At 71.7% G+C, this 13,413-nt stretch carries 13 protein-coding genes; 3 read left to right on the top strand and 10 right to left on the bottom strand.

What is annotated here, in order from left to right; all coding sequences use genetic code 11:
- Positions 1-35: 35 nt before the first annotated feature.
- The 10 genes from ACFY01_RS27315 to ACFY01_RS27270 form a co-directional block, all read right to left on the bottom strand.
- A complete protein-coding gene (locus ACFY01_RS27315) occupies positions 36-1,406 on the bottom strand; it encodes a cytochrome P450 (RefSeq protein ID WP_390738376.1) in 1,371 nt (456 codons plus the stop codon).
- Entirely contained in the window at positions 1,403-2,491 is a 1,089-nt protein-coding gene (gene cyc1, locus ACFY01_RS27310) for an epi-isozizaene synthase (protein WP_390738375.1), read from the bottom strand. The genes ACFY01_RS27315 and cyc1 overlap by 4 nt, the downstream gene beginning before the upstream one ends.
- Before the next feature lie 245 nt (positions 2,492-2,736).
- Entirely contained in the window at positions 2,737-3,387 is a 651-nt protein-coding gene (def, locus tag ACFY01_RS27305) for a peptide deformylase (RefSeq protein ID WP_390738374.1), read from the bottom strand.
- 76 nt (positions 3,388-3,463) lie between these two features.
- Entirely contained in the window at positions 3,464-4,444 is a 981-nt protein-coding gene (locus tag ACFY01_RS27300; RefSeq protein WP_390738373.1) for a tetratricopeptide repeat protein, read from the bottom strand.
- 100 nt (positions 4,445-4,544) lie between these two features.
- A complete protein-coding gene (locus ACFY01_RS27295; protein WP_390738372.1) occupies positions 4,545-5,801 on the bottom strand; it encodes an HD-GYP domain-containing protein in 1,257 nt (418 codons plus the stop codon).
- Positions 5,798-7,114 carry an HD-GYP domain-containing protein gene (locus ACFY01_RS27290; RefSeq protein WP_390738371.1) on the bottom strand — a complete coding sequence of 439 codons (1,317 nt, stop codon included), beginning with the start codon at positions 7,112-7,114 and terminating at the stop codon, positions 5,798-5,800. The genes ACFY01_RS27295 and ACFY01_RS27290 overlap by 4 nt, the downstream gene beginning before the upstream one ends.
- 109 nt (positions 7,115-7,223) lie before the next feature.
- Positions 7,224-7,535: a mycothiol system anti-sigma-R factor gene (rsrA, locus tag ACFY01_RS27285; RefSeq protein ID WP_390738370.1), complete on the bottom strand. Its 312-nt coding sequence runs from the start codon at positions 7,533-7,535 to the stop codon at positions 7,224-7,226.
- Complete coding sequence (gene sigR / locus ACFY01_RS27280; RefSeq protein ID WP_207927702.1) at positions 7,532-8,215, bottom strand: RNA polymerase sigma factor SigR; 684 nt, start codon at positions 8,213-8,215, stop codon at positions 7,532-7,534. Before sigR ends, rsrA begins: the two co-directional genes overlap by 4 nt.
- Before the next feature lie 256 nt (positions 8,216-8,471).
- Positions 8,472-9,101, bottom strand: coding sequence for an alpha/beta family hydrolase (locus ACFY01_RS27275; protein WP_390738369.1), 630 nt, complete (start codon positions 9,099-9,101; stop codon positions 8,472-8,474).
- A gap of 228 nt (positions 9,102-9,329) precedes the next feature.
- Positions 9,330-10,145, bottom strand: coding sequence for an SOS response-associated peptidase (locus ACFY01_RS27270; protein WP_390738368.1), 816 nt, complete (start codon positions 10,143-10,145; stop codon positions 9,330-9,332).
- A gap of 50 nt (positions 10,146-10,195) precedes the next feature.
- On the opposite strand from ACFY01_RS27270, the gene ACFY01_RS27265 reads away from it, so the two are divergent.
- The 3 genes from ACFY01_RS27265 (at position 10,196) to rsgA (ending at position 13,340) form a co-directional block, all read left to right on the top strand.
- Positions 10,196-10,918 (top strand): M50 family metallopeptidase, encoded by a 723-nt coding sequence (locus tag ACFY01_RS27265; protein ID WP_390738367.1) that lies wholly within the window; start codon positions 10,196-10,198, stop codon positions 10,916-10,918.
- 73 nt (positions 10,919-10,991) lie between these two features.
- On the top strand, positions 10,992-12,317 hold the full coding sequence (gene aroA, locus ACFY01_RS27260; RefSeq protein WP_390738366.1) for a 3-phosphoshikimate 1-carboxyvinyltransferase: 1,326 nt from the start codon (positions 10,992-10,994) through the stop codon (positions 12,315-12,317).
- Positions 12,318-12,329: 12 nt separating this feature from the next.
- Positions 12,330-13,340, top strand: coding sequence for a ribosome small subunit-dependent GTPase A (gene rsgA, locus ACFY01_RS27255; protein WP_390738365.1), 1,011 nt, complete (start codon positions 12,330-12,332; stop codon positions 13,338-13,340).
- Positions 13,341-13,413 lie beyond the last annotated feature (73 nt).

Genomic DNA, 13,413 nt, shown 5'->3' with positions numbered 1-13,413 from the left:
GCGCGCCGGTAGCGGCAGGCGTCACACGGGGCGCGTCACCACTGAACGGGCTTGACCAGTAGCCGGTGCGGGCGGAGCGTGATGCCCACCCGGGTCGCGTCGTTCGACCCGCTGACCTGCTCGAAGCGGTACTTCGCCGACACCGCCGCGGTGATCAGGGTCAGCTGCGCCATCGAGAAGTGGTCGCTGGGGCACTTGCGGTTGCCGACGCTGAACGGGCTCATCGCGTGCTTGGGCACGTCCTTGACCCGCTCCGGCAGCCAGCGGTCGGGGTCGAACCCGAGGTGGTCCGGGTAGGAACGCGGGTCGCGCTGGATCGCGTACGGGCTGTACACGATGTCCGCCCCCGCCGGAATGCGATAGCCGCCCAGAGCGGTGTCGGTCACCGCCCGCCGCGTCAATATCCATACAGCGGGGCGCAAACGCATGGCCTCGACGACGAGATTGTTCGTGTGGGTCAGCCGCCGCACGTCGTCGAATCCGACGGGCCGGCCGCCCGTCACGGATTCGACCTCGGCGCGCACCCTGGCGGCGTGTTCCGGGTGTTCGGCGAGGACCTGGAGGAGCCACATGATCGTGGAGGCGACTGTTTCGCTTCCGGGGGTGAGTATGGCGACCACCTGATCGTGGATCTCCTGTTCTCCGATGGGGTCGCCATTGTCGTCCTTCGCCTCCAGCAATGCCGTCAGCAAATCGTCCGGCTTTTGACCAGATGCCCTGCGTTCGGCGACGATCTCGTCGACCAGGAGATGCAAATCGGCCAGTGCCCGGTTGAATTCCCGGTTGGCCGGCAGCGGCAGCCGGTAGAGCGGTCCGAGCGGGACGACCATCCGGCGGTACATGCCACGGAAGACGGTGGCGAGGGCGACGCACAGCCGCTCGGCCCGCTCGTCCATGTACTCGCCGCGCAGCAGGCAGCGGGCCGAGATGCGCACGGCGACGCGGAAGGACTCGGAGGTGCAGTCGAGGGTCTCGCCGGGTTGCCAGCGTTCGTTCAGCGCGTGCGCCTCCTGCTCCATGACCGGACCGTAGGCGGGGATCGCGTCGAGGCGGAAGGCGGGCTGGATGATGCGCCGCTGGCGGCGGTGCAGGGAGCCGTTGGCGGTGGCCACGCCCTCCTTGCCGAGCAGGTCCTCCAGGGACTCCCACAGCGGTCCGGCGATGATGTAGTCGGGGCTGAGCGCCAGCGCGCCGGTGAGCTCCGGCGTGGTGACGGCGTACACCGTCTTGGGGCCGAGCCTGAGGCGCACGACGTCGCCGTGGTCGCGCAGCCCCGACATGAAGGCCAGCGGGTCGCGGACCAGCTGCCAGCCGTGGCCGAGGACCGGGACGCCGCCCCCGGCGAGGGGCGGGTCCCGCAGCTCCGGGGCGTCGGACGTCAGGGGTCGCACGGATTCGACGGTCATTTCTCACCTGCCGCTTCGTTGTTGACGTACGGGGGCGTGGACCGGTCGTCCCAGCTGTCGACCATGTACCGGCCGGACTCGTGGTGGAACCAGTAGACGGAGCTGAACCAGTTCCGCATATTGCCGAGGCAGGCCCGTACGGCCGCGCCGAGTTCCTTTCCCGGCACCGTGCCGTCGTCGAGGTCGTCGGCGAACCGCAAGGCGGTCCGCTCCGCCTCCAGGAATTCGTCGACGCATTGCTCGACGCGCAGCCTGATTTCCCCGACCGCCTCTTCCAGGGTGAGTTCCTGATGGGTGATCAGGCTGATTCCGAGATTGTGCACCTCGTCGCCCGCTATCTCCTTCGGCAGTGAGCAGAGGTCGTTGTACCACGCGGCGAATTCCTGGCTCAGCAGGGCCGGTCGCCGGTATGCCGGATGTTTCCGCACGGCGTCCGGGAGTTCGAGTCCCGCGCTCGGCTCCAGCAGGTCCGTCCATATCCGGTGGGCGAATGTCTGGCGCCTGAGGGCGAGGTATTCCTCGACCTCGGGGACGTGTCCCTTCGTGCGGTTGCGGAACTCCTGGTCGTACGCCTCGATCACCGCGTGGAAGTGCCGGGCGAACCGCGCGTTCCACGTGGTGCCCGGCAGGAAGGAGTACAGCCGCAGCACGCTGTCCGCGAAGCCTGCCACCAGAGGGTCCGGGTGGCGCAGTTGGTGCCCGGGTGAGTCGAGGGCCGTGTGCAGGCGGAACCTGAGCCGCCGCCAGTCGCCCGCGCGGCCGTGCACGATGTCACGGTCGTGGCGGTCGTCCCAGACGAAGAACCACGCGCTGTAGTCGGCTATGGCCTGGAGCACCTCGTCGGGCGCGCCGAGGTAGTACCCGGCCATGAGGTCGGTGTAGCACAGTCCGTCGGCATATTCCTCCACCTTGTCCGCCGGCATGAGCCGTTTTTCGAGCAGCCACAGGCGGGTCTTCTCCTGAAGCTTTGGCCAATACGGGTGCAGGTTCCGGGGAAACGCGTCCTCGATCACCGGAAGGGCGAGCGACGGCGGAACCGCGACCGCCGTCGGTGTCGATGTGGTGCCGCGTGGGAAAGCATGCACGAACAAACCCCTCTCAGCCGCCAGTTACGCACGCCCCTCCCGCTGTGCCGGGCGTGCGCCGTTGCGTATCCCCGCACTTCCATTCAGCACCACAACTGACCGCTCTGGGAACGGATTTGCCCCACTCACCACCCCAAGATGCCGGGAATCATGCGACGAACAAACGAACGACGCCCGGTCGGGACGGATCCTGACCGGGCGTCGTCGCTGCTCCCGTACGGTCCCCGCACGCGCGGAGCGGGGGCTCAGTCGTTGGCGACCACGGGGTAGCGTGGCTCGTTCTCGGCCATCTGCCGCAGCGCGTCCTTGCGTTCACGCTTGGAGAGACGGTCGATGTAGAGGTAGCCGTACAGGTGGTCGGTCTCGTGCTGCAAACAGCGAGCGAAGTAGCCGGTGCCCCGTACCTTGACCGGGTTGCCCTTCTCGTCCTGCCCGGTGACCTCGGCGTAGTCGGGGCGCGCGAGCGGCGCGTACGCGGTCGGGACGGACAGGCAGCCCTCGTTGCTGTCGTCCAGCCGGCGCTTGTCGGCGGGCAGGTCGACGAGCTTCGGGTTGCAGACCACGCCGACGTGCCGCACGCCCTCGTCGTCCTGGCAGTCGTAGACGAAGACCTTCAGGTCGACGCCGATCTGGTTGGCGGCCAGGCCCACGCCCTCGGCGGTGCGCTGGCTGGCGAACATGTCGGCGACCAGCTGATCGAGCTCCTCGCCGAACTCGGTGACGTCCTTGCACTCCTTGTGCAGCACCGGGTTGCCGACGACCGTGATCGGCCGCGAGGTGCCGCGCTCACGCCAGGCGGTCTCGCGCTCCTCGCAGTCCTCCGTGTCGACGACGAAGCCCTCCTCGTCGACGGGGAGCACGCCCGCGTGCTGCTGATCGGTGTCCTGCTGGGCCATGACCGACGTACGCCTTCCTCGGAAAAACTGGGGTGCACACCACAGGTGTGGTGCTGATACAGGGTACGGCGAACGCTCAGCAGACCTCTTCCAGATCCCGCCAGTCACGCGAGTCCGGGCTGTCCGCCACCCAGCCGTCCAGCAGTCCCCTCACCAGTGCGGCGGGCGCCGCGACGCCACACTCCCGCTCCGGCACCCACAGCTGCCCGTCGGTCCGGTGGCCCAGCGGGCCCGGGTGCCCCGGCTCGCTGTGGTCGTGGGGGTCCAGGTGGACACCGTCGCCCTCGTCGGACGGCATCCGGGACTCGGAGCACATCCGGCACAGCAGCCGCACGGACGACGACCAGTCCTCCGCCGCGAACCCGGCGTCGGCGGCGAGCTGCTCCAGGGCGTCCCGGTCGGCCTCGGTGGCGGCCTCCAGGAGCACCACCCAGGTGGGCACCGGCGAGGGCGCCCACAGCTCGATCTCGTCGAAGACGGGGTAGGCGTGCCCGGCGGCCGTGGTCCGCTCACCGTGCGGCACACCGTCGTGGAGCACGACCTCGCCCCAGCGCCGCCCGGACGAGGGAAGCGGAATCGACAGCACCTCGATCCGCGCCGGATCGAGCCTGCGGCCCCACACGACCTCGGCCTCACCCTCCGGCGACAGCCGTACGGCCGCGCTGCCCAGGTCCATCCCCAGCGGCTCCCCGGAGGCGGTGGCCCCTCCCGGCACCTTCAGCCCGTAGGCCTGCCAGGCCCGGCGCGCCAGCGGCCAGTCCTGGAGGGCGGTGGCGGCGATGCCCACGTTCCACCAGTCGGGCGCCCCGGTCTCCTTCTCGAGCAGCGCCACGGCCCTGAGGCCCGCCGCCCGCGCCTGTTCCCAGTCGTGCCGGAACTTGTGCAGCAGGGCGAGGTTGAACCAGGACTCCGACAGCCAGGGCTCCAGGTCGGCGGCGCGCGTCAGCAGCTCGCCCGCGTCCTCGTACCTGCCGTCCCCGATCAGCGTAAACGCCCGGTCGGTGGCCTGCCGCCAGGAGGCGGAGGGCCGGTGCCGTCCCTTGCCGAAGATCCTCACGATTCCCGCCTGCCAGTTCCAGTTCCGCACAGTGGGCTGGCTTGTGCCCCCGGACACCCTCTCCCTCGCATCCAACCACGTACGCAGGCCAGGGCGCTCATTACCCATGGGTTACCCAGCCCGCGGGACGGTCAGACAGGCTCCCGCCGCCGCGCTGGTGCCACAGCACCCGCGCGAGGGACTCCACGACCTCGGGCGCGTACTCCCCGGCCGTGCCGAGCCGCAGCTCCTCCAGCGCCTTCAGCGGCCCGCCGGGCCCGGCGTCCCGGGTCTTCTCCTCGTAGGCGTTCACGGCCCGGACGATCCGTGCGGCGAGCGGCTGCTCCGGATAGGGGTCGGCCTGCCGCTCCACGACCACGGCGACCGCCGCGTTCACCCCGGTCTGCCGTACGACGGCCCCGCCGAGCAGTGCTATGCGCCGCTGCTCCTCGGCGGGCAGCACCGCGGTGGCCCCGGCCGGCACCGGGTCGACGAGGCTGAGCTGGCCGATGTCGTGCATGAGGGCCGCGTACTCCAGTACGGTCAGCTCCGGCCGCGTGAGTCCCAGGTCCCGGCCGACGGCCCGGCTGAGCGCGGCGACCCGGTGGGCGTGCCCGGCCGGGGTGTAGCCGGCTATCTCGGTGGCCCGCGCGAGGGAGGCGATGGTCTGCCGGTAGGTGGCGCGCACGGCCGCGTACCGGCGCAGCGACTGCTGGGTGAGCAGCAGCGGCAGGCAGAAGACGGGCAGCGCCCACAGACCCGCGACGGCGATGGCGAGCGCGATCACCGCCCCGGTCGCGCACACGGCGGACCCGATCCCGACGAGTCCCCGCAGCTCGTCCCTGAGGAGCGGGCCGAACGGCCAGCGGCTGCGGGAGTGCGCCAGCGCGGCGGCCAGCAGGGCGTCGCACAGCGCGGTGAGGGAGAGCAGCGCGATCAGCAGCAGCGCATAGGCCGGCCCGCCCCAGCTCTCGAACACGCCCCGGCTGTAGAGCGGTTGGAAGCAGACGGCGGCGAAGCCGACGGTGAGGACGCGGCGGGCCAGGTGGTCGAGGGTCCGGGTCCGCCCGCTCCAGATGTGCGGCACGCTGCCCAGCAGGGAGGCGGCGAGGACGACGGCGACGACCTGGGGCGCGTCGTGCCGGGTGGCGTGTCCCGCGTCCTCCCCGAGCAGCGCGTACGCCAGCGCCCCGGCGGCGCCGATCGGCGCGGCCTCCCTGACCTTGGCTCCGGTCCACCGGATGAGTTCGCCGACCGTGACGAGGACGCCGAAGGCGAGGGCGGCACCGCGTTCGTCCAGGCCGGTCCAGAGGGTGTCGGCGAGGGCGGCACCGGCGACGAGGGCGGCACAGGCGTGGATGAGGCGCAGGGCGGTCATCGCCGCGCTCCGGTCCGCCCCGCGACGGCTTCGGGTGGTGCCGTGGCGCACTCCGGCTCGTCGGCGGTGACCGCGGGACACCAGCCGTGCCGCCCCAGGGCCCGAGCCAGCGCGGTGACCATCCGGGGGTCGAACTGCGCCCCCGCGCACCGCTGGAGCTCCTCCAGGGCGGCCGGTACGGGCCGGGCCCTGCGGTAGGACCGGGTGGACGTCATCGCGTCGAAGGCGTCCGCGACGGCGACGACCCGGGCGCACTCGGGGATCTGGCCGCCCACCAGGCCGTAGGGGTATCCGGTGCCGTCCATGCGCTCGTGGTGGTGCAGGATCGCCGCGCGCGCCTCGCCGAGGAAGGAGATGCCGCGCACCATCTCGTGGCCGTACTCGGGGTGCAGTTCGATGACCCGCCGCTCCTCGGGGGTGAGCGGTCCGTCCTTGCGGAGCAGCCGCGTGGGCACGCCGAGTTTGCCGACGTCGTGCAGGATCCCGGCGAAGCGCAGCACCTCGACCCGCTCGTCGTCCATGCCCAGTTCGCGGGCGATCAGCACGGACGCCTGTCCGACGCGCTCGCTGTGCCCGCGGGTGTAGCCGTCCTTGATGTCGACGGCCTGCACCAGTGCGCGGATGGTCGCCTGGTGGGCGGCGCGCTCCCGGTGGTACTGGGCGAACACCCACCAGGACACGCACATCGGCAGCAGCACGAGCAGCGCGGCGACCGGCCCGTACGGGCTGCGCCACAGCACGGCCATCATCAGCCCGGCCAGCCCGTGCACCCCGGTCGGCGCCAGGGACCGCGACAGCAGCCCTCGCCAGGCCCGGCGCGCCGGCACCCGGCCCTCGACGGCGAGCATCCCGCCGTCGAGGGCGGCCAGCACCAGGCAGAAGGCCGGCACGGCGGCCACGGCGGGCAGCAGGGCGTACGGGAAGTCGGAGGCGACGACCGCGGCCTGGCCGCCCAGCGCCCAGTGCACCTGGGCCGCACCCCACACGGCGAGCGCCAGCCGGGCGGCCCGCCAGATCCGCCGCGCGGTCGCGGGCCGCCGGCCCACGTGGGACAGCAGCGCGCCCGGCAGCGGTACGAGCGCGGCGGCGGCCGGGGGCAGCAGGAACGCCCCGGCGAGCAGAACGGGGTAGACGGGCTGGAACGTGCCCGGGAAACGGCGCCGTACGGCGTGCTCGCAGGCCGTGTACAGCCCGGCGAGCAGGGCGACCGCCCACCAGGGGGTGTGGAGCGCGGGCAGCGGCAGCGGACACAGCAGCGCGAGCAGGGCGACACCGGCCACATAGCCGCGTACCCGTGCCGGAACCGCCTCCATGACCCCTCCCCCGACCAGCCCTGCCAGGCGTTCGGAGCCTAGGGCGGTAGTCGGGGGGTTCGAGGGCCTATGACCCGAGGATTAGCACGTTCGGGTGATGACCCGAGGGTCAGGACTCCTGGGATGTGACCGGCGCGGCCGTCACGTCGTGCTCGGGCACCGTCTGGCCGGAGCGGATCAGGTCGAGCCGCCCCAGGACCTTGGCGCGCAGGTCGGTCGGCACGTCGTCATGCCCGCAGCACCGCTTGACCAGCTTCTTCACGGCCTCTTCCAGGCCGTACTTCTCCAGGCACGGCGAGCACTCCTGGAAGTGCTGCTTGAACTTGTCACGATCGACGTCCGGCATCTCACTGTCGAGGAACTCGTACAGATGGTCCAGGACCTCACTGCAGTCCGTCTCGTGCGGCTCTCCGCAGCTCATGAGCCCGAGCCTTTCGCTTCGTTCGACTCCCCGGCGCCGGCCGGGACCAGCCCACGCTCGCGGGCGTAGTCCTCGAGCATGCCGCGCAGCTGACGGCGGCCCCGGTGCAGCCGGGACATCACCGTACCGATGGGTGTCCCCATGATGTCCGCGATCTCCTTGTACGCAAAGCCCTCTACGTCTGCGAGGTAGACGGCGATGCGGAATTCCTCGGGGATCGCCTGCAACGCTTCCTTCACGTCCGAGTCGGGGAGGTGGTCGAGCGCCTGCGACTCGGCGGAGCGCAGACCGGTCGACATGTGCGACTCGGCACGGGCGAGCTGCCAGTCCTCGATCTCCTCGGCCGCGCTGCGCTGGGGCTCGCGCTGCTTCTTGCGGTACGAGTTGATGAAGGTGTTCGTGAGGATCCGGTACAGCCACGCCTTGAGGTTGGTGCCCTCGCGGAACTGGTGGAAGGACGCGTACGCCTTCGCGTACGTCTCCTGCACCAGGTCCTCGGCGTCGGCCGGGTTGCGCGTCATGCGCAGGGCGGCCGAGTACATCTGGTCGAGGAATTCGAGCGCGTCCCGTTCGAAGCGCGCGCTGCGCTCCACGGTCGACTCCGCACCGGCGCCCTGGCCCTCGGGCAGCTCCGCCTGGCCGTTGTCGGTCCCTGCGTCCGTCCCAGTGACCGGACCCACCTCCTCAAGATCGCGCGTGAGGCCGAAACCGGACCCACTCGATTCGGAGGATAGACGACGACCGGTGCCTGCCGCCGCTCGAATAGGAGCGGTCTTGGCCGCGTGCAGCACTGTCCAGTCCAGGTCAGTACGGCTGCTGCGGCTCGGGCAGAAGGTCGAACCCATGCGGCGGACTTCCTCTCCTACGACATCCGTGCTGGTGGTTCAGCACTTCCGTCCGCCACAACAGCGCCGCGCTGCCGAGCATTCCCGGCGGTCAGCCGAGTGACGCGGTCCACTGGACGACCGCGTCGGTGACGACCTCCAGTGCCCGTTCCTGGGTGATCTCCGCGCGTTTGGGCACGGCGAAACCGTGATCGCCGTGCGGCACCTCGACGATGTCCGTCCCGTCCGGGAACTCCTCCGGCCTACCGAACGGATCGTTGCCGCCCTGCACGACGAGCGTCGGCACCCCGGCGCCCAGCAGTTCGTCGGCGCGGGACTTCTCGGGCCTGCCCGGCGGGTGCAGGGGGAAGCTGAGCGCGAGAACGGCGTGGGCCCCCAGCTCTCCGGCCGTACGGCAGGCGACCCGCGCCCCCGCACTCCGCCCGCCGGAAACCACCGGCAGCCCCTGCTTGCCGATCACGGGCCAGACCCCGCGCCACCCGGCATCCAGCGTCTTGGGCGCGGGCGCCACCTTCTTCCCCGCCACCCGCCACGGCTGCTCGACCAGCGCCAATGTCACCCCGTGCCCAGGCAACACCCCGGCAAGCGCCTGAAGATCCCGCGCCTCGACACCACCTCCGGCACCGTGGCTGACGGCCAGGACGAGCCTCGGCTTCCTGGCCGGGTGCCAGGTGATACGGGCGGCCCCGGCATCGGTGTCGACGATCTCGGTACGGGTCACGATCTCCAGCCTAGCTGCGGGCAGTTCCCTGCCGACCTAGCTGCGGGCAGTCGTGCCTCCCCCAGTGCCTCAAGGGGCCTTGAGGGCCTGGGGGGACCCCCAGGCGGCACGGGTGGGCGGTGGGGGTCCCCCCGCTCGAGCGAAGCCGAGAGTGGGGGAGGCACCCCGCAAGCGCCGGGCTGCGCGACCCCCGCCCCAGCGCCAACCCCGCGCACCCCCGAACCCCGCTCAGAACAGCGTGCCCACCTCCGGCCCCTCCAGCTCCTTCAACAGGTCAGCCCCGTTGTTCCGCACATTGCTGACGGCAGTCGAAACGGGATACGCCCGCATGAGCCCCGCAGGCGGCGGCACCAGCAGCGACCGCAGATCCTCGACATCGGTACGGGACGGGTCCAGCCACGCGTCCCACCGATCCGCCGTGAGCATCAGCGGCATCCGGGGATGAATCTCTGCCAGCGAATGCGGCCCCTCCGCGGGCGCGACGGCCAGCGGCGTGCTCTCCGCCTCCGTGGTGATCACCGAGCACGTGACCCACCAGGCCTGCGGGTGATCGTCCGGCAGCGTCCGGTCCCGCCAGAACTCGTACAGCCCGGCCATCGCGAAGACCGACCCGTCGGCGGGCAGCACGAAGTACGGCTGCTTGCGCGGCCGCTTCTTCTTCCCCTCGACCTCCAGGTCCCGCTCCTGACTGCCGGTGACCCACTCGTAGTAGCCGTCGGCGGGCAGGATGCAGCGCCGGGCGGCGAAGGCGCGGCGGTAGGACGGCTTCTCGTGCACGGTCTCCGCCCGCGCGTTGATCATCCGCGCGCCGCCCTCGGGCGACTTGGCCCAGGAGGGGACCAGACCCCACTTGAGCTTGCGCAGCTGGCGAACCGGGCGCGGGGTCTCGGCGTCCTTCACAGGACGGTCCAGGACCGCGTAGACCTCCTTGGTCGGAGCCACGTTGTAATCCGGCTCCAAGGTCTCCTCGGGCTCCCACTTCTCGACTTCAAAGATTCCCGCGAGATCCTCGGGCCTACGACTCGCCGCATACCGTCCGCACATACGTGCCACACTGCCAGACTCCGCACAGCAAGAGGGAGCAACCGCCGAACATGGAGAGCACCGCCGCCACCGCGCTGCCCGACGTCTGGGACCGCCTCATGGGGACCCAGCCGGACCCCGATCTGTGGGTGGTGCTCGCCACCCTGGGCGCGGCGCTCGCGGTGGTCGTCCCGCACACCGTGTGGCGCGTCTCCCGCAACGCGATCACCATCGCCCACGAGGGCGGCCACGGGCTCGTCGCGCTGCTCTCCGGCCGCCAGCTCACCGGCATACGGCTGCACTCCGACACCAGCGGCCTCACCCTCAGCCGGGGCAAGCCGTACGGCATCGGCATGATCCTCACCGCCGCCTCCGGTTACACCGCTCCCCCGCTGCTGGGCCTGGGTGGCGCCGCCCTGCTGGCCGCCGGGCGGATCACGCTGCTGCTGTGGCTGGCGACCGCGCTCCTGGTGGCGATGCTGGTGATGATCCGCAACGCGTACGGCGTGTTGACGGTGGTGCTGGCGGGCGGTGCCTTCCTGCTGGTCTCCTGGCTGGCCGGTCCCCAGGTGCAGGCCGCGTTCGCCTACGCGGTGGTGTGGTTCCTGCTCTTCGGCGGCGTCCGCCCGGCGTTCGAGCTCCAGGCGAAGCGGTCGCGCGGCGGCGCGGGCGACTCCGACGCGGACCAGTTGTCCCGGCTCACGCACGTCCCGGCGGGCCTGTGGCTGTTCCTGTTCCACGTGGTGTCGCTGTGCTCGCTGATCGGCGGCGGCCGCTGGCTGCTGGAAGTCTGAGCCTCGCGCGACCAGCCCCGACGGGCCCGCTGCCGCGCAACGCCCCGCACCGTCCACCACTAAAGTGGGGCCCATGGCCCCGAACGACGCCCACACCGCCCTCTGGCCCGCCCCGCACGCGAGCGGAGCCGTCGACGCGACGGTCCACGTGCCCGGGTCCAAGTCGGTCACCAACCGCGCCCTGGTGCTCGCCGCCCTCGCCTCCGAGCCCGGCTGGCTGCGCCGCCCGCTGCGCTCCCGCGACACGCTGCTGATGGCCGGCGCCCTGCGCGCGATGGGCGTGGAGATCGAGGAAGGCGTAGGCCCGGACGGCACGGGCGAGGCCTGGCGTGTGCTCCCGACGGGCCTGCACGGCCCGGCCACGGTCGACGTCGGCAACGCCGGCACCGTCATGCGCTTCCTGCCGCCGGTGGCCGCGCTGGCCGACGGCCCGGTCCGCTTCGACGGCGACCCCAGGTCGTACGAGCGTCCCCTGAACGGCGTGATCGACGCGCTGCGCGTGCTCGGCGCCCGGATCGACGACGACGGCCGGGGTGCGCTGCCGCTGACCGTGCACGGCGGCGGCGCGCTGGACGGCGGTCCGGTGTCGGTCGACGCCTCGTCCTCGTCCCAGTTCGTGTCGGCGCTGCTGCTGTCCGGCCCCCGGTTCAACCAGGGCGTCGAGGTCCGCCACACCGGCGCGACGCTGCCCTCCATGCCGCACATCCGGATGACGGTCGACATGCTGCGCGCGGTCGGCGCCCAGGTGGACACCCCGGAGTCGGGCGGTGAGCCGAACGTGTGGCGGGTGACCCCGGGCGCGCTGCTCGGCCGTGACCTGACCGTCGAGCCGGATCTGTCCAACGCCCAGCCGTTCCTGGCGGCGGCGCTGGTCACCGGCGGCAAGGTGCTGATCCCGGACTGGCCGGCCAGGACCACCCAGCCGGGTGACCGGCTGCGCGAGATCTTCACCGAGATGGGCGGTTCCTGCGAGCTGACCGAGTACGGCCTGGTCTTCACCGGCTCCGGCTCGATCCACGGTGTCGACGTGGACCTGGGCGACGTCGGCGAGCTGACCCCGGGCATCGCCGCGGTCGCCGCGCTCGCCGACTCCCCCTCGACGCTGCGGGGCGTGGCCCATCTGCGGCTGCACGAGACGGACCGGCTGGCCGCGCTGACCAAGGAGATCAACGAGCTGGGCGGTGACGTCACCGAGACGGCCGACGGCCTGCACATCCGGCCGCGCCCGCTGCACGGGGGGACCTTCCACACGTACGAGGACCACCGCATGGCGACGGCCGGTGCGATCATCGGCCTGGCGGTCGACGGCGTGCTGATCGAGAACGTGGCGACCACGGCGAAGACCCTGCCCGACTTCCCCGAGCTGTGGACCGGGATGCTCGGGAGCGACAGGGCGTAGGGGATCACCGCCATGCGCCGCTACGGCAAGCACACCGACGAGGACGACATCCGCAGCCGCCCCAACCGCAAGGGCAACCGACCCCGCACCCACATCCGGCCCAAGCACGAGGACGCGGCCGAGGGCATGGTCCTCACCGTCGACCGGGGCCGTCTGACCTGCCTCGTCGACGGCCGTATCGTCATGGCGATGAAGGCCCGCGAGCTGGGCCGCAAGGCCGCCGTGGTGGGCGACCGCGTGGCGCTCGTCGGTGACCTCTCCGGGAAGAAGGACACGCTCGCCCGTATCGTGCGCATCGAGGAGCGCGCCTCGGTCCTGCGCCGCACCGCGGACGACGACGACCCGTACGAGCGGGTGGTGGTCGCCAACGCCGACCAGCTGGCCATCGTCACGGCCCTGGCGGACCCCGAGCCGCGCCCGCGGCTGATCGACCGCTGCCTGGTCGCGGCCTACGACGGCGGCCTGGAACCCCTCCTGGTGATGACCAAGTCGGACCTGGCACCGCCGGACAAGCTGCTGGAGCTGTACGGCGCCCTGGACATCCCCTACGTCGTCACCAGCCGCGAGGAGCTGGCGGACGGCGGCGCGGCCGAGCGGGTGCGGGAGCAGCTGGACGGTCGGATCACGGCCTTCGTCGGCCACTCGGGCGTCGGCAAGACGACCCTCGTCAACGCACTGGTCCCGGAGGACCGCCGCCGCACGACGGGCCATGTGAACGCGGTGACGGGCCGTGGCCGCCACACCACCACGTCGGCCCTCGCCCTGCCCCTGGACGCCGCGGGGGGCTGGGTGATCGACACGCCGGGGGTACGGTCCTTCGGCCTCGCGCACATCGACCCGTCCCGCGTCATCCACGCCTTCCCGGACCTCGAACCCGGCACGGAGGGCTGCCCGCGCGCGTGCAGCCACGACGAGCCGGACTGCGCGCTGGACGCCTGGGTGGCCGAGGGCCACGCCGACCCGGCACGGCTGTACTCGCTGCGCAGGCTGCTGGCCACCCGTGAGCGCACGGAAGGCGACTGACGCCGCGTTGTTTGGAGGGACCCGAGTCCGGTAAGTGCATAATCGCACCGAGCCGGACCAACGGGAGGACAGC

Origin of the sequence: Streptomyces sp. NPDC001480 (assembly GCF_042894725.1) — a bacterium.
Taxonomy (GTDB): Bacteria; Actinomycetota; Actinomycetes; order Streptomycetales; family Streptomycetaceae; genus Streptomyces.
The sequence above is the reverse complement of the archived record's forward strand: the minus strand, read 5'-3'. Positions and strand labels throughout refer to the sequence as shown.

Bases quoted from the DNA above. Each gene is read 5' to 3' on its own strand.
- def (WP_390738374.1), bottom strand. From the start codon at position 3,387: ATGGCCCAGCAGGACACCGATCAGCAGCACGCGGGCGTGCTCCCCGTC.
- rsgA (WP_390738365.1), top strand. From the start codon at position 12,330: ATGCGCCGCTACGGCAAGCACACCGACGAGGACGACATCCGCAGCCGC.
- ACFY01_RS27270 (WP_390738368.1), bottom strand. From the start codon at position 10,145: ATGTGCGGACGGTATGCGGCGAGTCGTAGGCCCGAGGATCTCGCGGGA.
- ACFY01_RS27315 (WP_390738376.1), bottom strand. From the start codon at position 1,406: ATGACCGTCGAATCCGTGCGACCCCTGACGTCCGACGCCCCGGAGCTG.
- rsrA (WP_390738370.1), bottom strand. From the start codon at position 7,535: ATGAGCTGCGGAGAGCCGCACGAGACGGACTGCAGTGAGGTCCTGGAC.
- aroA (WP_390738366.1), top strand. From the start codon at position 10,992: ATGGCCCCGAACGACGCCCACACCGCCCTCTGGCCCGCCCCGCACGCG.
- ACFY01_RS27265 (WP_390738367.1), top strand. From the start codon at position 10,196: ATGGAGAGCACCGCCGCCACCGCGCTGCCCGACGTCTGGGACCGCCTC.
- ACFY01_RS27290 (WP_390738371.1), bottom strand. From the start codon at position 7,114: ATGGAGGCGGTTCCGGCACGGGTACGCGGCTATGTGGCCGGTGTCGCC.
- ACFY01_RS27295 (WP_390738372.1), bottom strand. From the start codon at position 5,801: ATGACCGCCCTGCGCCTCATCCACGCCTGTGCCGCCCTCGTCGCCGGT.